Origin of the sequence: Streptomyces daghestanicus (genome assembly GCF_020521275.1) — a bacterium.
Lineage (GTDB): Bacteria > Actinomycetota > Actinomycetes > Streptomycetales > Streptomycetaceae > Streptomyces > Streptomyces griseoviridis.
This window is the reverse complement of the sequence record NZ_BNDX01000010.1, coordinates 181,164-199,597: the sequence shown is the minus strand read 5'-3', so window position 1 is coordinate 199,597 and position 18,434 is coordinate 181,164. Positions and strand designations below refer to the sequence as shown.

Below are 18,434 nucleotides of genomic sequence, written 5' to 3'. Positions count from 1 at the left end.
GCGCCGACCCGTGGTTCAGACCGCGTCGACCGCACGCTCGGCCGCCATCGGGGAGCCGGCGACGGTCTGCTCCCGCGCCCCCTGGGCCGGCAGCCGCCGCATCAGCACCAGGTACCCGAGACCGGCCACCGTGCCGACCGCCGCGCACATGCCCCAGAGCCACGCGGCGCCGAACCGGTCGATCACGAACCCGCTCATCAGCGGCGCGACGAGCGCGGCGACCGCCCAGGACATGCTGTACATGCCCTGGTACCGGCCGCGCCCCCGCACCGGGGAGAGCCGTACGACCAGTCCCGTCTGGGTCGGCGCGTTGACCACCTCGGCCAGCGTCCACACGCACACCGTCAGGGCGAAGACGCCGACCGACCCGGCGAAGGCGGTCAGCCCGAACCCGTACCCGGCGAGCAGCGACGACACGATCAGCAGCCGCCGGGGATCGCGGTGCTCGATGAACCGGGTCACCGGGATCTGGAGCACCACGATCAGGACGCCGTTGACGGCGACGGCCATGCCGTAGTCGGCCGGTGTGAACCCCGCCTGCCCCATCGCCACCGGCAGCCCCACGAACCCCTGCTGGAAGATCAGCGCGACGAGGAAGGAGAGCCCGACGACGCTCATGAACCGCCCGTCGCGCAGCACGGTGCCGAGCGAGACGGGCGCCTCGTCCACCACGCTCTCCTTGGGCGCCGGCCGGGACTCGGGCAGCTTCACGAACACCACGACCGCGCAGGCCAGCGTCATCGCGGCCTCGATCAGGAACCCGGCGAGGTAACTGAACTCCGCGATGAACCCGGCCCCCGCCGACGACACCGCGAACCCGAGGTTGATCGCCCAGTAGTTGAGGGAGAAGGCCCGCACCCGGTCCTCGGGCCGCACGATGTCCGCGATCATCGCCTGCACGGCCGGCCGCGAGGCGTTGGAGGCCGCGCCGACCAGGAAGGCGACGGCCGCGATGGCCACCGGGTGGGACATGAACCCCAGCAGCGCGACGGAGGCCGCCGTCGCCGTCTGCGCCACCAGCAGCGTGGGCCGCCGCCCCAGCCGGTCGGCCAGCACCCCGCCGGCCAGCGAGGAGACCACCCCGCCGAGCCCGTGCAGCGAGGCGACGAGACCGGCGTACGAGGCGGAGTACCCGCGGTCCAGGGTCAGGTACAGCGCCATGAACGTGGCGACGAAGGCGCCGAGCCGGTTGACGAGGGTGCTGGTCCACAGCCACCAGAAGTCGCGGGGGAGCCCGGAGACGGACTCCCGGACAGCACGTATCGGACCGGCGGCTGGCATGGCTCCCCCGAGGAGTTCGTCACAGATGTAAGCACCCGTGTAAGCGCTCAATGTAAGCACCCAACGGGCAAGCACACCTTACTCACCCGTCGTCCCGCCGACCACCTGATTAACGGGCGCGGGCGGCGGCCGCCGCGGGGCGTCGATTACGCTCGGACCCATGGCCGACGCACCGTACAAGCTGATCCTCCTCCGCCACGGCGAGAGCGAGTGGAACGAGAAGAACCTGTTCACCGGCTGGGTGGACGTCAACCTCACCCCGAAGGGCGAGAAGGAGGCGACGCGCGGCGGCGAGCTGCTGAAGGACGCCGGCCTGCTCCCCGACGTCGTGCACACCTCCCTCCAGAAGCGCGCGATCCGCACCGCGCAGCTCGCCCTGGAGTCCGCCGACCGCCTCTGGATCCCGGTCAACCGCTCCTGGCGCCTCAACGAGCGCCACTACGGCGCCCTCCAGGGCAAGGACAAGGCCCAGACCCTCGCCGAGTTCGGCGAGGAGCAGTTCATGCTGTGGCGCCGCTCCTACGACACCCCGCCGCCGCCGCTGGACCGTGACGCCGAGTACTCCCAGTTCTCCGACCCGCGCTACGCGACCCTCCCCCCGGAGCTGCGCCCGCAGACGGAGTGCCTGAAGGACGTCGTCGTCCGGATGCTCCCCTACTGGTTCGACGCGATCGTCCCCGACCTCCTCACCGGCCGCACGGTCCTGGTCGCCGCCCACGGCAACTCGCTCCGCGCCCTGGTCAAGCACCTCGACGGCATCTCCGACGCCGACATCGCGGGCCTGAACATCCCCACCGGCATCCCCCTCTCCTACGAACTGGACGCCGACTTCACGCCGCTCAACCCCGGCGGCACCTACCTCGACCCGGACGCCGCGAAGGCGGCGATCGAGGCGGTCAAGAACCAGGGCAAGAAGAAGTAACCCCTGCTCGATCCAAGCGATCTGCCCCTTGCCTGCGGGTTTCCCGTGGGCAAGGGGCTTTTCGTTCGCCGCCTCGGTCGCCCGGTGTACGGCAGAGACCGGGCCCGGTGACGGAGGCAGGACCGGCCGCTCTCGCTTAGGGCCTGTCGTTCGGATCACGCCGCGGACGCGGGGCCTGGCACGCGCACCTGCCGCGTTGTCGTCGCTCGCCGACGCTCCGCGTCGGCTCCCTCCTCCGCCTTGCATCCGCACGCACCAGGCCCCGCTCACCGGCGCGAGGAAGGCACAGCCGATTCCCCGCGACCTGATCCGAACGACAGGCCATAGCACGGGGTGACGGTTCCCCTCAGCGGTTCCGTCTTTTCGCCCCGGCCGGCGGATTCCGGCACCACTGTGCGACATGTGCAACTGGAACAGGCCGTAGCTGCTACGGGCGCCCTGACGGCCCTCGTCACGGTGCCGGTCACCTTGCTCGCCGCCCACTGGACCCGGCGTGCTGCGGACAGAGCCGCTGACGCCACCGAGGCGGCGGGTCACGAGCAGTCCCGGGCCACGGTGGCGGCGGCCCGGCTACAGGAGCGCGCGGGGCGCGAGCAGTCGCTGGAGAGCGTCCGCCGCTCGGCTTGTGCCGAGTTCCTGAGCGCGGTGGATGTGTTCGTGCGAATCGTCACCGTGCTGCCGGAGGTGCCGCACGCTTCCCGGCGGGAACTGCTCGACCACAAGGCGACCGCGGTGGTGCGGGCACGGGCGGGCGTCGCGCTTCTGGGGCCGCCCGAGGTGCTCGGTGAAGCGGAGAAGGTGGCCGAGCAGTGCGCGAAGTTGGAGAAACTGGCGCTCCGCAGGGCGGTACTGCGGTCGGCGATCAGGGCACTGGAGGACGCCTGGTGTCCTCGCAACGCCGAGTGGTGTGAGGACCCGCACCACAACTCCGCCCACGTGGCCTGGGAACTGTTGGCGCAGTGGGGGCGCCTGGAGCAGGAGGAGCGGTGGGAGAAGCTCGATCTGCTGGAGTTCACCTTGCGGGAGAGCCGCGCCATGGGCGCGGAAGAGATCGGGCACGTACTCGAAGTGGCCAACAGCGTCGCGTACTGGGACGAGCTGATCGGCGGAATCGTACGGGATCCCCTGCTGGAGCGCTTCCGAGCGGTCCGGGACGCGTTCGTCGGCGTCGCGTACGGCTCTCTCGGACCGGTGGCGTGACGCGACCGCTCCCGGAGTCAGGGAGCCGGCGCGTGCATCTCGACATCCGTCGTGGTGCTCGGCCGGCTTTCACTGCGGCTCGCGGATACCGTCACTTCGGCTTCCCCGCATGTGCCGTCGTCCTCGATGGTGCCTTTCACCGGCCCGATCTCACCCTTGCTGTCGGCCCGGAGTGTGCGCTGTCCGTCGGCGAAGGTGCAGGGGCAGGAGACCGACCCGGAACGCGCGGTGATACGGATGTCCTCGCCGGGCGTGAAACGCCGCCCGGAAAGGAAGAACGTATCTCCGGGGCGGATCACGGCGGGCTCCGTCCACACCATGGGGGGCAGGCTGTCCCTGGAACTCCGGGAAGGGGCGGAATCCCGGTCCGGCCCCAGCGTGTCGGAGGGGTTCCCGGTGGCCGTGGTGGACCGATCCGGAGGGCTCGTCGTGCCGTCCGTGTCCGTCGCCAGTTTCACGCCGTTCGTCACCGCGCCCACGAGGAGCGTCGCCGCGACGCCGGCCAGGGCCAGTTTCTCGGTCGTCTTCCAGTTCTCCTTCGCGTCGGCGGTCAGGAGCACGTGGGCGGCGAGGCGCCGTTCGACGTAGAGGAGGAGCAGGGCACTGAGCGCCGCGGTGGCGCCCCGGTTCCAGGTGAGTTCGCGGGTGACCAGGACGACGGCGACCGCCGCCAGGCAGGCGATCGACAGCAGGCATCGGAGGGCCATGTGGACCCGGTGCGTCAGCAGTTTGTCCGCCAGGGTCGGCTGCGGCACGAGGATGCTCTTGATCTCGCGGACGAAGCCCGGGGCGAAGTAGTCGTCGTCCCCCTGGGCCACCAGGTTGATCGAGCTGCGCTTCACGCTCATCTGGAAAAAATTTTGACCAGAAGCTGCCGCAATCGAAAAAACACGAACGATAGTAGGCGATCCAGCCCTTTGTATGACGGACTCAAGGGACTGTTTCTTATGCTCGTAGCGGCCGCTCGTTATGGAGAATTCGATGCGATCGAGAGGGGAGAATTTCTGCTCCACCGCCGCCGTGATGTGGTCGAGTTGAGCCTTGCTGATGGTACGCCCGGCGAGCTTGCGCCCGAACTTGCACGCCATTGGACTTTGTGCCTCTCTTTGTGTCAGCCCCGTGCGGCCTGAAGATGCAAAAAATGCAGTCGCCTGGTGAGCGCAGTAAGCGACTGCTCATTCGCAATGGCTCAGACTGGGCACTGACACGGCTTACTCTGAGTCCGCCTTCACTTTACTGCATCCGATAACAAGCCGTACCTGGCGCCCGCGCGGCCTCGTGCGCCCCAAAGGTGAATGGACGTCACTTTCCACTTGTTCGATACGGCAAAACGTTTTTTCGGGTGGCTGATCGAGCACATTCCAACGCGTCCCCACATTCTCGCGCGCGTGCCCGGAACCCAGTGCGTCAAGTGACATGCGTCCGTCCGCTTCGCCGCGAACAAGTGACTGACACCTTCTACGCAGAACGGTGTCGCTCCTGCCGATCATGTACGTACTCATGGCGTACGAGGAGGGTCCCGAAATGGCCACTGAGGACGACCGCCGGACCGAGTGCCGCCCCCTGCGCCGCCGCGGCGTCCAGCGGCTGGGCCGGGGGCGGTGGGGGAGCGGGCGGTCCGTGTCGGCCGTCACCCGGGAGGACACCGGGCCGGGCGGCGCGTACGCCAGGCTCGCCGAACTCGGCCACGAGCCGGTGCCCGAGGAGATCCGCTCCCGCATGCCGTCGAGGGACGAGGCCGACCGGCTGAGACTGGCCGCCGGCACCCCGGTCGTCCTCGTGTGCCGTACGGCCTTCATGGCGGAGGGCCGGGCCGTCGAGGTCAACGAGATGACCCTGGACGCCTCTTCGTACGTCCTGGAGTACGACTTCGACGCCGCCCCGAGCTGAATTCGACCCGCCCCGCGGCGCCCATCGAGCCGACCGCGACGGAGGCGGCGCCGCGCTGCCGGAGCCGCCGGTGCTGTCGTCCGGGTGGTGATGCCGAAGGGGTACCGACTCACGCTCCTTGAGGACTGCGGGGCCGGACGCCCGGCCGTCGGGCCCGGCACGTCGTTCCGTCCGTCTCCCCTCTCCCGTCTCCCCGCCCGAACACGCCTGTCGCGCGCCCCGGAGTCGTAGGGTGCCCCGGTGACGACGACGGAACAGCCGCCCGCCGTGCGGGCGTTCGGAACCGAGGTCGGTGCCCTGGTGTGCGTGGGCCTCGCCCTTCTCGTGAGCTGGGGCGGGTTCCTGGTGCTCGTGGCGGGGCGGGTGGTGCCCGGGTGGGGGATGGGGGCCGGGTTCGTCCTGGGCGGGCTGCTGCTCCTGCGGCTCGGCGCGGTCGCGTCCCGGGCGGGGTCCCGGGAGGGAGTCCGGAGGGTGCCCCGCTGGGCGCTCGTCACCGCGGCCGGCGTCGGCGGGGCCGGGGTGCTGTTCGCCGCCGCCGGGGACCTGCTGAACGAGGCCGAGTACTACGTCCTGGAGCCGGCCGGGCCCGGCGGTTGCCGGGTCGTCGTGCGGGAGACGTCCTTCCTCGTCATCGGGAACGGTGAGGCGTACCGCACGGGGTTCGGCGGGCTGGGATGGCGGGTCGGGGGGTGGACCGTCGATGACGGATACCGGCCGATTCGGGCCGGTACGTACGAGCTGACCTGGGGGTACGGCGGAGGCGTCCTCAGTGTGGGCGGCACCGGCACCGACCCCGTGGTGCGGTCCGACCTGCCCTTGATCAACTGCGATTGAGGCGTTCCCGTGTTCCGCCGGAGACCCGCCGGCCGCGGGGGCGGGTCATACTGAGGACAATGACGAAGCCACTGAAGCGCCATCTGCCCACCAGTCCCTTCAAGGCCCCGGTCGCCCCGCCGCCCAAGGAGTTCGCCGTGGGCGACCAGGTCACACACGACATGTACGGCCTCGGCCGGGTCATCGGCATCGAGGACGGCATCGCCGCCCTCGTCGACTTCGGCTCGGCCCGCCAGCGCATCCTGAGCCCCTACTCCAAGATGAGCAAGCTCTAGGACCGCTCGCCCCACCGGTAATGAACGGGAGACCTCTCATCGACTCGACCTCGCTGTTCTCCGCTCCCGAGGGAGCGCACAGCCACGCCACCGCGGCCTCGCCGCCGCCGGTGACCAACCCCTTCCTGACTCCGGACCTCGGCCCGGAGGAGGACGGGTACTTCCCGGCGGACGAGGAGCCGGCCTCCTTCCCGGAGCCGGGGAGGAGCAGGACACGCTAGCGCCGGCTGTATCGGCGCCCAGGACCGCCGGCCGGGCCAGGGCGGAGACGGCCAGGGCGACGACGTGGAGCACCGGGGGCCTCCGTGACCCGAACGACGGACGACGGACGGCGGACGACGGACGGCGGACGGCGGACGCGGACGACGGCTCACGGCCCCCTTGCCCCCGCCCCGGACCGTGGACGGACGCCGTCGCCCGTCCACCAGACGCTCAGCCGGGCGGAACGTGGGACAACCGTCCCTGACTGTCCACCCGTATTCCCGCACAGCTTGTCACCGACTCCAAGCCCGCTCAGCACGACGGTGCAGGTCACACCGTGAGCGGGACCTCGTGGATCTCGTCGGCGCGGTGACCCGCCCGGGTGTGGACCCGCTGCACCGCGTCCGCGGACGGCGCCTCGGAGAGGCAGTAGACCGTGCCGGAGGCCGGGTCCGCCCAGGCCCGTTCGAAGTGCACCCGCTCGTCCCCCTCGACGGCCAGGTCCGCCTGGTGGGCCTCGTGGAGCTGGTCGGCGGTGATGCCGTGCATCCCGTGATGGACGTCCATGAAGTGAGCCATGACCTCGCACCTCCCGCGTGCGTGTGCGTACGCCCCCTCCCCTCCATGGTGCGTCCGGTACGCGGAGCGGGGCGACCCCGGACGCGGCGGAGGGCCCCGGCGTCCACCGGGGCCCTCCGCCGTACGCTCGCGCGTCGGCCCGTCAGCCGCACTGGCAGGGATTGCCCGACTGACAGCCGCAACCGCAGCCCGAGCCGCAGCCGCAGGAAGCGATCAGCGGCAGGCTCCGGAGATCGGCGGGCTGCTCGGTCCGGCGCTCCTGCGCGGGGTCGGGCGTCGTGCTGGGGGATTCGGCCATGGTCCCTCCTGAGAGTGGTGCCTGGGCCCATTGGACGCCCGGGGCGGTGGTCGCATCAACGGCGCACTGAGGCGCCGCCGCGCGCCCCGGCGCAGCGACCGCACGCCCTCACGGCGGCGCGAACCGCCCGCTCAGGCGCCCTCCACTCCCGTCGTCGGCTGGATGTCGGCCTGGAGCTCGTCCGCGTGCTCGCCGGTGACCAGGTACACCACCCGCTTGGCCACGGCCACCGCGTGGTCCGCGTACCGCTCGTAGTAGCGGCCCAGCAGCGTCACGTCGACGGCCGTCTCGATGCCGTGCTTCCACTTCTCCTCCATCAGGTGCTGGAAGAGGGTGCGGTGCAGCAGGTCCATCTCGTCGTCGTCCTGCTCCAGCTGGAGCGCCAGGTCGACGTCCTTGGTGATGATCACCTCGGCCGCCTTCGCCATCAGGCGCTGCGCGAGCTGCCCCATCTCCAGGATGGTGGCGTGCAGGTCCTGCGGGACCGCGCGCTGCGGGTACCGCAGCCGGGCCAGCTTGGCCACGTGCTGGGCCAGGTCGCCCGAGCGCTCCAGGTCGGCCGACATGCGCAGCGACGTGACGACGATCCGCAGGTCCGTCGCCACCGGCTGCTGCCGGGCCAGCAGGGCTATCGCCTTCGCCTCCAGGTCGTGCTGGAGCTCGTCGACCTTCTGGTCGGCCTCGATCACGCTCTCGGCCAGCTTCAGGTCGGAGTCGAGGATGGCGGTCGTGGCGCGCCCGATCGCCGACCCGACCAGCCGGGCCATCTCCACCAGACCGTCGCCGATCGAGTCCAGTTCCTCGTGGTACGCGTCCCGCATCTTCGGTTCCCTCTCGTACGTCCTGCCAGGGGGTTCCCTGCCAGGGGGCTCCTGTCAGGGGCTCCTGTCAGGGTGTCGTGACTCCCACGCTTCCACGTTCCGGCTCGTACGCGTCCGTTTCCGGCATCTCAAATGAACCGGTACTGGCTCCAAGGTGAACTCTGGGCGACGAGTGTTCGAGGTCGCACCCCGAGGGCTTCGGCGGGGCGGTACGCCATGCCTAACCTGGTCGCATGGACGTGAACGCGGCGGTCGCCGCAGTGGCAGCGATCGCCGGAGCACTCACCGGCGTCATCGCCATGCTCGCGTTCCGCTGGAGCGAGCGCGACCAGAAGCGCCCCACCCGCACCTCGCTGCACACCGACCCGGTGCTGCCGCCGGGGGTGGACACCGTCCTGTCGGTCCTCAGGTCCTCCGCCGTCGTGCTCGACGAGGAGGACGCCGTGGTCAAGGCCAGCTCGGCGGCGTACGCCCTCGGGCTGGTCCGCGGCGGCAAGCTCGCCGTCGACCCGATGCTGCAGATGGCCCGGGACACCCGGCGGGACGGCGAGATACGCCAGGTCGAGCTGGACCTGCCGCGGCGCGGCACCGGACGCGGCGAGGCGCTCGCCGTCTCCGCGCGGGTCGCGCCGCTCGGCTCCCGGCTGGTGCTCCTCCTCGTCGAGGACCTCACCGAGGCCCGGCGCATAGAAGCGGTACGGCGCGACTTCGTCGCCAATGTGAGCCACGAGCTGAAGACGCCGGTCGGCGCGCTCTCCCTGCTGTCCGAGGCCGTCATGGACGCCTACGACGACCCGGAGGCCGTCACCCGGTTCGCCGGGCGCATGCAGATCGAGGCCACCCGGCTCACCAACCTCGTACAGGAACTGATCGACCTCTCCCGGGTCCAGAACGACGACCCGCTGGAGGACGCCGAACCGGTGACGGTCGACGAACTGGTCGCCGAGGCCATCGACCGCTGCCGGCACGCGGCCGGGACCAAGCAGATCACCATGGCCGCCGGCGGCACCGCCGACCTGTGGGTGCACGGCAACCGCGGCCAGCTCGCCGCCGCCCTCGGCAACCTGGTCGAGAACGCCGTCAACTACTCGCCGGCCCGCACCCGCGTCGGCATCGCCGCCCGGCGGGTCGCCGGCGCCGGCGGTGACATGATCGAGGTCGCCGTGACCGACCAGGGCATCGGCATCTCCGACAAGGACAAGGAGCGCATCTTCGAGCGCTTCTACCGCGTCGACCCCGCCCGCTCCCGGGCGACCGGCGGCACCGGCCTGGGGCTCGCGATCGTCAAGCACGTGGCCGCCTCGCACGGCGGGGAGGTCACGGTGTGGAGCGCCGAGAACCAGGGCTCCACCTTCACCCTGCGGCTGCCGGAGGCGGGCTCGTCCCGCGACCGCGCGCGGCACCGCCCCGACCACGACCGCTCCGACCACGACCGCTCCGCCCTCGCCGACGACGCCGAGGACTCCGAGGACGGCCGGTCCGCCGCGTCCCCGGTCACACCCCCCGCCGCACCCCCTGCCACATCCGCGTACGCATCGCTTCCCGCTCCGGAGGTCCTTCCGTGACCCGTGTGCTCGTCGTCGAGGACGAGGAGTCCTTCTCCGACGCCCTGTCGTACATGCTCCGCAAAGAGGGCTTCGAGGTCGCCGTCGCGACCACGGGGCCCGACGGGCTCGACGAGTTCGAGCGCAACGGCGCCGACCTCGTCCTCCTCGACCTGATGCTGCCCGGCCTGCCGGGCACCGAGGTCTGCCGCCAGCTCCGCGGCAGGTCCAACGTCCCGGTGATCATGGTGACCGCCAAGGACAGCGAGATCGACAAGGTCGTCGGCCTGGAGATAGGGGCCGACGACTACGTCACCAAGCCCTTCTCCTCCCGCGAACTGGTCGCCCGCATCCGCGCCGTCCTGCGCCGCCGCGGCGAGCCGGAGGAGGTCACCCCGGCCGCGCTGGAGGCCGGCCCGGTCCGGATGGACGTCGACCGGCACGTGGTGACCGTGGCCGGCGCCAAGATCGACCTGCCGCTCAAGGAGTTCGACCTGCTGGAGATGCTGCTGCGCAACGCCGGCCGGGTGCTGACCCGGATGCAGCTCATCGACCGGGTCTGGGGCGCCGACTACGTCGGTGACACCAAGACCCTCGACGTCCACGTCAAGCGGCTGCGCGCCAAGATCGAGCCGGACCCGGGCGCGCCGCGCTACCTGGTCACGGTCCGCGGCCTCGGCTACAAGTTCGAGCCGTAGACCGGCGGCGCGGCGCGCGCCCCGCACGCCGAAGGGCGGGACCCCCGGTGAGTCCGGGGGTCCCGCCCTTCGGCGTGGTGCGGCCGTACGCGGCTCAGTGGCCGGCGTCCTCCGCGTCGGCGGAGACGCTGGCGGAGGCCGCGTCGGTCGGGGTGCCCGACTCCGGGCCGTCCGACTCGCCGGCCTCGTCGCCGGGCCGGCCCGACGCGGGGCCGGACGGCTCGCTCTCGGTCTCCTCGTCGGCGGTGGCGGTCGACGTGGCCGGGTCCCGGGTCTCGTCCGGTGCCGTCGGGACGTCGCTCGGGCCCCAGCCGGTGAAGTAGCTCTCGGCCGGGACGACGAACGCCTTCAGGCTGACGTCGCCGGTCTTGCTGAAGGTGAAGGTGATCTTCTGCGCGTTGCCGTCCTGGACGGCCTCGCGGCTGCTGGGCAGCGTGGCGGCGGCGTTGCCCTCGCCGCCGACGATCAGGGAACCGCCGGCCGGGATGGTGAGGTCCTTGCCCTCGGCGGGCTTCAGCTCGGCGGTCTTGCCGGTGCCGTCGACGCGGATCGACTCCAGCTTCTGATCGGTGGAGCCGCTGTTGAAGAAGGTGGCGGAGACGGCGGCCGGGCCGGTCGACTCCAGGTCGGGCTGGGTGATGACGATCGCGTTCTGGATCTTGATGTCGCCGACGGACGTCGCCGCGTTGTCCGGCTTGATCTCCAGCGTCTGGGCGCCATTGCCGGCACCGCACGCGGCGAGCGAGGCGATCGAGAACGCGATGGCGGCGGCGGCGAGGGCGCCGCGTCGAAGGCTGCTGCTCACGGCGGCGGCAACTCCTTGACTCGTCGAGGCGGCGGCAACGGATAAAGCCGCCCTAAGTGATGGTCAGCGGCTTCAGGTTACCGACCAGGTCGGCCGCCGCCGCACCCGACCCTCCCCCTGGGCTCCCCCTTCGCCCGGAGGGCGGCCCGCGGGACGGCGCCCGGGGTGGCGCGTCACACCCGTCACATTGGGGCGGGCGAGCGGCCGTCATTCCGCCGAGAAGTCGTCCGCGGCCCGCCCCCGACACCACCGGCCGAACGGACCGCACTTTTTCCGTGAAGGAATACGCGGGCGGCGGCGGAATTGATCACCCGCGGGTACTGCGAACGTGTCGTGATCAATTCCGGAAACGGCCGGAAGGCCGCCGACGGAGCCGAACGGAGTAGCGGAAGTCGCACACACGGAACCGGACATATGGGGATGTTAGGTCGTCAGGCGGAGCCTCCGGGCACGTGTGACGGGGGTGTTTCCGGCGCCCCGGAGAGCCGCTCCGACCTGCGAATACCTTCTTCCGATCGGCCCGCGCAGCACGTTCCGGTTGCTGTTGTCAAGCCCCGAGATATGCCCTGACCTGCGAAAACGCCATTCAGAACCCGCCGTTTCCGTGTTACCCTGGATAGCCACGGAAGGGGTACCTGTCACATGACGTTCAAGGTTGGCGACACCGTGGTCTATCCCCATCACGGGGCCGCGCTGATCGAGGCTATCGAAACTCGCCAGATCAAAGGCGTGGACAAGACCTACTTGGTGCTGAAGGTCGCCCAGGGCGACCTGACGGTACGTGTGCCAGCGGACAATGCGGAGTTCGTCGGCGTGCGTGATGTGGTCGGTCAGGACGGGCTGGACCGGGTCTTCGAGGTGCTGCGCGCGCCGTACGCCGAGGAGCCCACGAACTGGTCGCGCCGCTACAAGGCAAACCTGGAGAAGCTCGCCTCCGGCGATGTCATCAAGGTCGCGGAGGTGGTACGCGACCTGTGGCGCCGGGAGCGTGAGCGCGGTCTCTCCGCCGGTGAGAAGCGCATGCTCGCCAAGGCCCGCCAGATCCTGGTCAGCGAGCTCGCGCTCGCGGAGAACACCAACGAGGACAAGGCCGAAGCCCTGCTCGACGAGGTGCTCGCCTCCTGAGACGGACCGCCTGAGGCAACCAGGCGGAACCGCTCGGCCCAGCACATGAAATGCCGCGGTGCCCGATGACGTCCCAGCCGTCGCGGGCGCTGCGGCATGTTCATAACCGGTACACGCCCGGGATGCTGTTCGTACGCTCTTCCCGGGGATCTTCCCCGAGTCCTGAGGTGCCGGGCTCTGGACAGCCGCCCCGACCAGGGTCACGGAAGGGTCCGGTCAAGGCGTCGCGCCCGGCACTCCCAGGGCCATACCCACGCCAGGCCAGCACACAAACCTGACAGGAACCGATGTCTGACGAATCGCGTCCCGCCCCCGCGGACGGCCCGTCCGGCGGCCCCGCGGAGGCCCGTACCGCCGCCGTCATCCCCGCCGCTGGCCGGGGCGTACGCCTCGGTCCCGGCGCCCCGAAAGCCCTGCGCACGCTGGGCGGCACCCCCATGCTGATCCACGCGGTCCGCGCGCTGGCCGCCTCCCGCGCGGTCTCCCTGGTCGTCGTCGTGGCACCGCCCGACGGGGCCGTCGAGGTCAAGAGCCTGCTCGCCGCGCACGCGCTGCCCGAGCGGACCGACTTCGTGGTCGTCCCCGGCGGGGCCTCCCGCCAGGAGTCCGTACGGCTCGGACTGGACGCGCTGCCGCCGGAGTACGACGTCGTCCTCGTGCACGACGCCGCCCGGCCGCTGGTCCCCGTGGACACGGTGGACGCCGTCATCGAGGCGGTCCGCGACGGCGCCCCCGCGGTGGTGCCCGCGCTGCCGCCGTCCGACACCGTCAAGGAGGTCACCCCGGCCGCCGCGCCCGGCGCGCCGGAACCCGTGGTGGCCACGCCCGACCGGTCCCGGCTGCGGGCCGTGCAGACCCCCCAGGGCTTCGACCGGCAGGTCCTCGCGCGGGCCCACGCGGAGGTCACGGAGAACGTCACCGACGACGCGAGCATGGTCGAGCAGCTCGGACTGACCGTCGTCGTGGTGCCGGGCCACGAGGAGGCGTTCAAGGTGACCCGCCCGCTGGACCTGGTGCTGGCCGAGGCGGTCCTGGCCCGCAGGAGGCTCAACGATGGCTTCTGAGACATACCCCCAGGCGCCCCTGCCCCGGGTGGGCATCGGCACCGACATCCACGCCTTCGAGGACGGGCGCGAGCTGTGGTGCGCCGGACTGAAGTGGGAGGGCGAGGGGCCGGGACTGGCCGGGCACTCCGACGCCGACGTCGTCGCGCACGCCGCGTGCAACGCGCTCTTCTCGGCCGCCGGCCTCGGCGACCTGGGACAGCACTTCGGCACCGGACGCCCCGAGTGGTCCGGCGCGTCGGGCGTCACCCTGCTGACGGAGGCGGCGCGGATCGTGCGCGCGGCCGGCTTCCGCATCGGGAACGTCGCCGTGCAGGTCGTCGGCGCCCGCCCCAAGGTCGGCAAGCGCCGCGCCGAGGCGGAGAAGATCCTCTCCGAGGCGGCCGGCGCCCCCGTCTCCGTCTCCGGCGCGACGACGGACGGGCTCGGCTTCCCGGGCCGCGGGGAAGGGCTGATGGCGGTGGCGACGGCGCTGGTCGTCACCGCGTAGGCCGGACCGCCCGCCGGGCGCCCGTGTCACGAATGCGCGGCCCTCGGGGTGACGGTCGTGGGGCACTGCCCGCGGCCCACTACCCTGGACCCGTGACTATTCGGCTGTACGACACCAGCGCCCGGCAGATCCGTGACTTCGCCCCCCTCGTACCGGGCTGTGTCTCGATCTACCTGTGCGGTGCCACCGTGCAGGCCGCCCCGCACATCGGGCACATCCGGTCCGGGCTGAACTTCGACATCATGCGCCGCTGGTTCGCCCACCGCGGCTACGACGTCACCTTCATCCGCAACGTCACCGACATCGACGACAAGATCATCCGGAAGGCGGCCGAGCAGAACCGCCCCTGGTGGTCCATCGGCTACGAGAACGAGCGGGCGTTCAACGACGCCTACGCCGCCCTCGGCTGCCTGCCGCCGACCTACGAACCCCGCGCCACCGGCCACATCACCGAGATGGTCGAGATGATGCGCGGCCTCATCGAGCGCGGTCACGCCTACGAGGCCGAGGGCAACGTCTACTTCGACGTCCGCTCCCTGCCGGGCTACCTCTCCCTGTCCAACCAGGACATCGACGACCTGCGCCAGCCCTCCGGCGAGGGCGAGACCGGCAAGCGAGACCCCCGGGACTTCGCCATGTGGAAGGCGGCCAAGCCCGGCGAGCCGAGCTGGGAGACGCCCTGGGGCCGCGGCCGTCCCGGCTGGCACCTGGAGTGCTCCGCCATGGCGCACAAGTACCTGGGCGAGGAGTTCGACATCCACGGCGGCGGGATCGACCTGATCTTCCCCCACCACGAGAACGAGATCGCCCAGGCCAGAGGCTTCGGTGACGCGTTCGCCCGGTACTGGGTGCACAACGCCTGGGTCACCATGAGCGGCGAGAAGATGTCCAAGTCGCTCGGGAACTCGGTCCTCGTCGGCGAGATGGTCAAGCGGTGGCGGCCCGTCGTGCTCCGGTACTACCTGGGCACCCCGCACTACCGCTCGACCATCGAGTACAGCGAGGAGTCGCTGCGCGAGGCCGAGGCCGCCTTCGCCCGGATCGAGGGCTTCGTACAGCGCGCCGGGGAACTGGCCGGCACCACCGTCGAACCCGCCCCCGAGGTGCCGCCCGCCTTCGCCGACGCGATGGACGACGACCTCGGCGTCCCGCAGGCCCTCGCCGTCGTGCACACCACCGTCCGGCAGGGCAACAGCGCGCTGGCCGCCGACGACAAGGAGGCCGCCGTCGCGCGGCTCGCCGAGGTCCGGGCCATGCTCGGCGTGCTCGGCCTGGACCCGCTCGACGCCCACTGGGCCGGCGGGACCGACGCCGGTGACGACCTGAGCGGCGTGGTCGACAGCCTCGTACGGCTCGTGCTGGACCAGCGGGAAGCCGCCCGGTCCCGCAAGGACTGGGCCACCGCGGACGCCATCCGGGACCGGCTCGGCGAGTCCGGACTGGTCATCGAGGACAGCCCGCAGGGACCGCGCTGGGGCCTCGGCCCCCGCTGACCCCCGGGTCACCGAAGATCGACTGTGCCGCCCGGCCCCCCGGGCGGCACACTGCATAAGACGTACCGACAGCCTTAAGAGAGCGAGACACCCACTCATGGCCGCTAACAACCGCCGCATGTCCGGCAAGAAGGGCGCGCAGGTCGGCAGCGGCGGCAAGCGGCGCCGGGGCCTGGAGGGCAAGGGACCCACGCCCCCCGCCGAGATGCGCAAGGGACACGCCAAGCAGCGCGCCGCGCAGGCCAAGACGCGCCGCACCCAGACCCGCACGCAGGGACGCCGGGGCGGCAAGTCCGCCTCCGAGCTGGTCGTCGGCCGCAACCCGGTCTACGAGGCCCTGCGCGAGGGCGTGCCCGCCTCCACCCTCTACGTCCAGCAGTTCATCGACAGCGACGAGCGGGTCCGCGAGGCGCTCCAGCTCGCCGCCGACCGCGGCGGCATCAACCTCATGGAGGCGCCCCGCCCCGAACTGGACCGCATGACCAACGGCCTCAACCACCAGGGGCTCGTCCTCCAGGTCCCGCCGTACGAGTACGCCCACCCCGAGGACCTCCTCGACGCCGCCGCCGACGCCGGCGAGGACGCGCTGATCGTCGCCCTCGACGGCGTCACCGACCCGCGCAACCTCGGCGCCGTCGTCCGTTCCGTCGCCGCCTTCGGAGGGCACGGCGTCGTCGTGCCCGAGCGGCGCGCCGCCGGGATGACCGCGGGCGCCTGGAAGACCTCCGCCGGCACGGCCGCCCGGACGCCCGTCGCCCGCGCCACCAACCTGACCCGCACGCTGGAGCAGTACCAGAAGGCGGGCGCCGTGGTGGTCGGCCTGGCCGCCGACGGCGAGGTCGAGATCGGCGAGCTGGAGGCACTGGACGGGCCGGTCGTCATCGTCGTCGGCAGCGAGGGCAAGGGCCTGTCCCGGCTGGTCGGGGAGACCTGCGACGTCCGCGCGCGCATCCCGATGCCGGGCGGCGCCGAGTCGCTCAACGCCGGTGTCGCGGCGGGCGTGGTGCTCTACGAGGCGGCGCGCAGGCGGTCCTGACGGCGGCCGGGCGGGTGCGGTTGATCTTGACGGGGTCCGGACAGATCCGGCGGGTCAAGGCAGTGTCCTAACGTCACGTCACTCGGTTAGATGAGTGTGGACACCAGAACACCCCGCACACCCACGGGGGACCGCTCGTCGGGAATCGACGACGCTCCCGCGCTGAGCATGGTGAAGGTGCCGAGCGATCCGGCCCAGGTCATCGTCAACCACGCGAGCTTCCGCGTGCAGTTGGGAACCTCGGCGCGGCGGACCACGTCCGCGCGGATCACGCGGCACCTGAGCGCCACCCAGGACACCGCCCGCATGCCCGCCGCGCCCGCCCGGCGCCGGCCCGTCGTCTGGAGCGGCCGGTCCGACCCGGACGACACCGGTGCCCACCGGCTGCTCCAAGCCGTACGGGCGGGCGCCGGCCGGCCCGCCGCGGCCGACGCCGGCGCCACCCAGGTCATCCCCCGCCTCGACGGCGACAACGGGTACGGGGACGGGTACGACGACGCCCTCGGCGCCACCCGGACGATCCCCACCCCGGTCGTCGGCGCCCAGCGCACCCACGGCAGCCCCGACGGCACCCGGCTGCTCCCCGCCATGCGCACCGTCGGCAGTGCCTACGACGAACCCGGCTTCCAGCAGCCCGGCTACCCCGACGACGGCTACGACGGCTACGACGACGACCCGGACGACGGCCTCGACCCGGCCGGCCCGCGCACCGGCCGCCACGCCGACGACCCCTCCCGGCACGCCTACTTCCCCGGCCGCCGGATGAACCTCGGCGTCGTCCTGCTCCCGCTGCGCGTCTTCCTCGGCTTCATCTCCGCCTACGCCGGCATGGGCAAGCTCTGCGACCCCGTCTACTTCGACGGCGGCGAGCGCGGCTCCATGGTCAAGTGGCTCAACACCCTGCACCCGTGGGAGGTCGCCGAGCCGCTGCGGCAGTTCGCCCTCGCCCACCCGGTCGGCTCCGGCCTGGTCATCGCCTTCCTCCAGGTCATCGTCGGCGTCCTGACCGTCCTCGGCTGCTGGCAGCGGGTGGCCGCCGCGGTCGGCGCGTTCCTCTCCGCGGCCCTGCTGGTCACCGTCAGCTGGAAGAGCGTCCCCGCCTACGACGCGCCCGACATCATCTACCTCGCCGCCTGGTCCCCGCTGATCATCGCGGGCGCCCCCGTGTACTCCGTCGACGGACGGCTCGCCGGCGGCGCCTGGCGTCGGCTCGGCCCCCGCGCCGACATCTGGGACCTGCGCCGTCATGTGCTGCGCCGCGGCGCGCTGATCACCTTCCTCGTCACCGGCGTCACCCTGCTGGTCGGCTCCCTGCTCGGCGGCGCCGTACGGGACTCCGACCGGGTGGTCGTCCCCGGCCCCGGCGAGGGCCCGCGCAACAACCTGCCGGGCTCCGCACTGCCCCGGGACCCCGGCGAGCGGCGGGGCGGCAGCCCCGAGGCGTCCACCGCGCCGACCGGGGGCGCCACCGCCGGGACGACGACCGGACCGAGCGGCACCGCGACCGCGCCGGGCGCCACCCGGGGCACGGAGTCCGCCGCGACCGGCGGCGCGCCCAGCCGGACCCAGGGCCAGGGCACCACCGGCGGCCAGGCCCCGCCGCAGCGGTCCGCCCCGGCCGGACAGGCCCCCAGCACCAGCGCCGGACCGACCGGCGGCGGTACGGCCACCAGCGGCGGCGGCAGCGGTGACACGACGGGCGGCGCGGGCACCGGCACGGGGAGCGACACCGGCGGCGCCGAAGAGGGCGGCGCGACCGCCCCCGGGCGGCCCGGACTCGTCGGCGGCCTGCTGGGCTGACCCGGCCCGCGCGGACGACACGGAAGGGGCCCCGCACCACTCGGTGCGGGGCCCCTTCCGTCTGCCGTGGACGCCGGT

The 18,434-nt window shown here is 72.0% G+C and carries 18 protein-coding genes and 1 pseudogene; 14 read left to right on the top strand and 5 right to left on the bottom strand.

The features are described 5' to 3' along the window. Positions 1-15: 15 nt before the first annotated feature. Complete coding sequence (locus Sdagh_RS19880; RefSeq protein WP_190078044.1) at positions 16-1,281, bottom strand: MDR family MFS transporter; 1,266 nt, start codon at positions 1,279-1,281, stop codon at positions 16-18. A gap of 160 nt (positions 1,282-1,441) precedes the next feature. On the opposite strand from Sdagh_RS19880, the gene Sdagh_RS19875 reads away from it, so the two are divergent. Together Sdagh_RS19875 and Sdagh_RS19870 are read left to right on the top strand one after the other, a co-directional pair. Continuing rightward, positions 1,442-2,203, top strand: coding sequence for a phosphoglyceromutase (locus Sdagh_RS19875; protein WP_189421855.1), 762 nt, complete (start codon positions 1,442-1,444; stop codon positions 2,201-2,203). A gap of 402 nt (positions 2,204-2,605) precedes the next feature. Continuing rightward, a complete protein-coding gene (locus tag Sdagh_RS19870) occupies positions 2,606-3,403 on the top strand; it encodes a three-fingered domain-containing protein (RefSeq protein ID WP_189421860.1) in 798 nt (265 codons plus the stop codon). Positions 3,404-3,420: 17 nt separating this feature from the next. On the opposite strand, the gene Sdagh_RS19865 is transcribed toward Sdagh_RS19870, so the two are convergent. Next, the gene (locus Sdagh_RS19865) at positions 3,421-4,491 is read right to left on the bottom strand and encodes a hypothetical protein (RefSeq protein ID WP_189421861.1); all 1,071 of its coding nucleotides are present in this window, start codon (positions 4,489-4,491) and stop codon (positions 3,421-3,423) included. A gap of 469 nt (positions 4,492-4,960) precedes the next feature. Here Sdagh_RS19865 and Sdagh_RS19860 point away from each other — a divergent pair. From Sdagh_RS19860 to Sdagh_RS19845, 4 genes and pseudogenes are all read left to right on the top strand, one after another. Next, positions 4,961-5,293: pseudogene (locus Sdagh_RS19860) on the top strand (UTRA domain-containing protein); the annotation flags it as partial. Positions 5,294-5,533: 240 nt separating this feature from the next. Next, a complete protein-coding gene (locus tag Sdagh_RS19855) occupies positions 5,534-6,127 on the top strand; it encodes a hypothetical protein (RefSeq protein WP_189421863.1) in 594 nt (197 codons plus the stop codon). A 59-nt stretch (positions 6,128-6,186) separates the two neighbouring features. After that, positions 6,187-6,402 (top strand): hypothetical protein, encoded by a 216-nt coding sequence (locus Sdagh_RS19850; RefSeq protein WP_189421864.1) that lies wholly within the window; start codon positions 6,187-6,189, stop codon positions 6,400-6,402. A gap of 20 nt (positions 6,403-6,422) precedes the next feature. Then, a complete protein-coding gene (locus tag Sdagh_RS19845) occupies positions 6,423-6,623 on the top strand; it encodes a hypothetical protein (RefSeq protein WP_189421865.1) in 201 nt (66 codons plus the stop codon). Between the two features lie 310 nt (positions 6,624-6,933). Here Sdagh_RS19845 and Sdagh_RS19840 read toward each other — a convergent pair whose 3' ends face one another. Next, a complete protein-coding gene (locus Sdagh_RS19840) occupies positions 6,934-7,182 on the bottom strand; it encodes an SCO4226 family nickel-binding protein (RefSeq protein WP_189421866.1) in 249 nt (82 codons plus the stop codon). Positions 7,183-7,611: 429 nt separating this feature from the next. Next, positions 7,612-8,301: a phosphate signaling complex protein PhoU gene (phoU, locus tag Sdagh_RS19835; RefSeq protein ID WP_189421867.1), complete on the bottom strand. Its 690-nt coding sequence runs from the start codon at positions 8,299-8,301 to the stop codon at positions 7,612-7,614. Between the two features lie 233 nt (positions 8,302-8,534). On the opposite strand from phoU, the gene phoR reads away from it, so the two are divergent. Together phoR and phoP are read left to right on the top strand one after the other, a co-directional pair. Next, positions 8,535-9,866: a two-component system sensor histidine kinase PhoR gene (gene phoR / locus Sdagh_RS19830; RefSeq protein ID WP_190078043.1), complete on the top strand. Its 1,332-nt coding sequence runs from the start codon at positions 8,535-8,537 to the stop codon at positions 9,864-9,866. After that, positions 9,863-10,543 (top strand): two-component system response regulator PhoP, encoded by a 681-nt coding sequence (gene phoP / locus Sdagh_RS19825; RefSeq protein ID WP_189421869.1) that lies wholly within the window; start codon positions 9,863-9,865, stop codon positions 10,541-10,543. Before phoR ends, phoP begins: the two co-directional genes overlap by 4 nt. Before the next feature lie 94 nt (positions 10,544-10,637). Here phoP and Sdagh_RS19820 read toward each other — a convergent pair whose 3' ends face one another. Further along, a complete protein-coding gene (locus tag Sdagh_RS19820) occupies positions 10,638-11,348 on the bottom strand; it encodes a copper chaperone PCu(A)C domain-containing protein (protein ID WP_189421870.1) in 711 nt (236 codons plus the stop codon). Positions 11,349-11,990: 642 nt separating this feature from the next. On the opposite strand from Sdagh_RS19820, the gene Sdagh_RS19815 reads away from it, so the two are divergent. From Sdagh_RS19815 to Sdagh_RS19790, 6 genes are all read left to right on the top strand, one after another. Next, the gene (locus Sdagh_RS19815) at positions 11,991-12,473 is read left to right on the top strand and encodes a CarD family transcriptional regulator (protein WP_003953493.1); all 483 of its coding nucleotides are present in this window, start codon (positions 11,991-11,993) and stop codon (positions 12,471-12,473) included. A gap of 287 nt (positions 12,474-12,760) precedes the next feature. Next, positions 12,761-13,537, top strand: coding sequence for a 2-C-methyl-D-erythritol 4-phosphate cytidylyltransferase (gene ispD, locus Sdagh_RS19810; protein WP_190078042.1), 777 nt, complete (start codon positions 12,761-12,763; stop codon positions 13,535-13,537). Continuing rightward, entirely contained in the window at positions 13,527-14,027 is a 501-nt protein-coding gene (ispF, locus tag Sdagh_RS19805) for a 2-C-methyl-D-erythritol 2,4-cyclodiphosphate synthase (RefSeq protein ID WP_189421872.1), read from the top strand. Before ispD ends, ispF begins: the two co-directional genes overlap by 11 nt. A 92-nt stretch (positions 14,028-14,119) precedes the next feature. Further along, on the top strand, positions 14,120-15,520 hold the full coding sequence (gene cysS / locus Sdagh_RS19800) for a cysteine--tRNA ligase (protein WP_189421873.1): 1,401 nt from the start codon (positions 14,120-14,122) through the stop codon (positions 15,518-15,520). A 97-nt stretch (positions 15,521-15,617) separates the two neighbouring features. After that, positions 15,618-16,556, top strand: a complete 939-nt coding sequence (rlmB, locus tag Sdagh_RS19795; protein ID WP_189421874.1) for a 23S rRNA (guanosine(2251)-2'-O)-methyltransferase RlmB — start codon at positions 15,618-15,620, stop codon at positions 16,554-16,556. Between the two features lie 90 nt (positions 16,557-16,646). Beyond that, the gene (locus Sdagh_RS19790) at positions 16,647-18,356 is read left to right on the top strand and encodes a DoxX family protein (protein ID WP_190011600.1); all 1,710 of its coding nucleotides are present in this window, start codon (positions 16,647-16,649) and stop codon (positions 18,354-18,356) included. Positions 18,357-18,434: the final 78 nt, after the last annotated feature.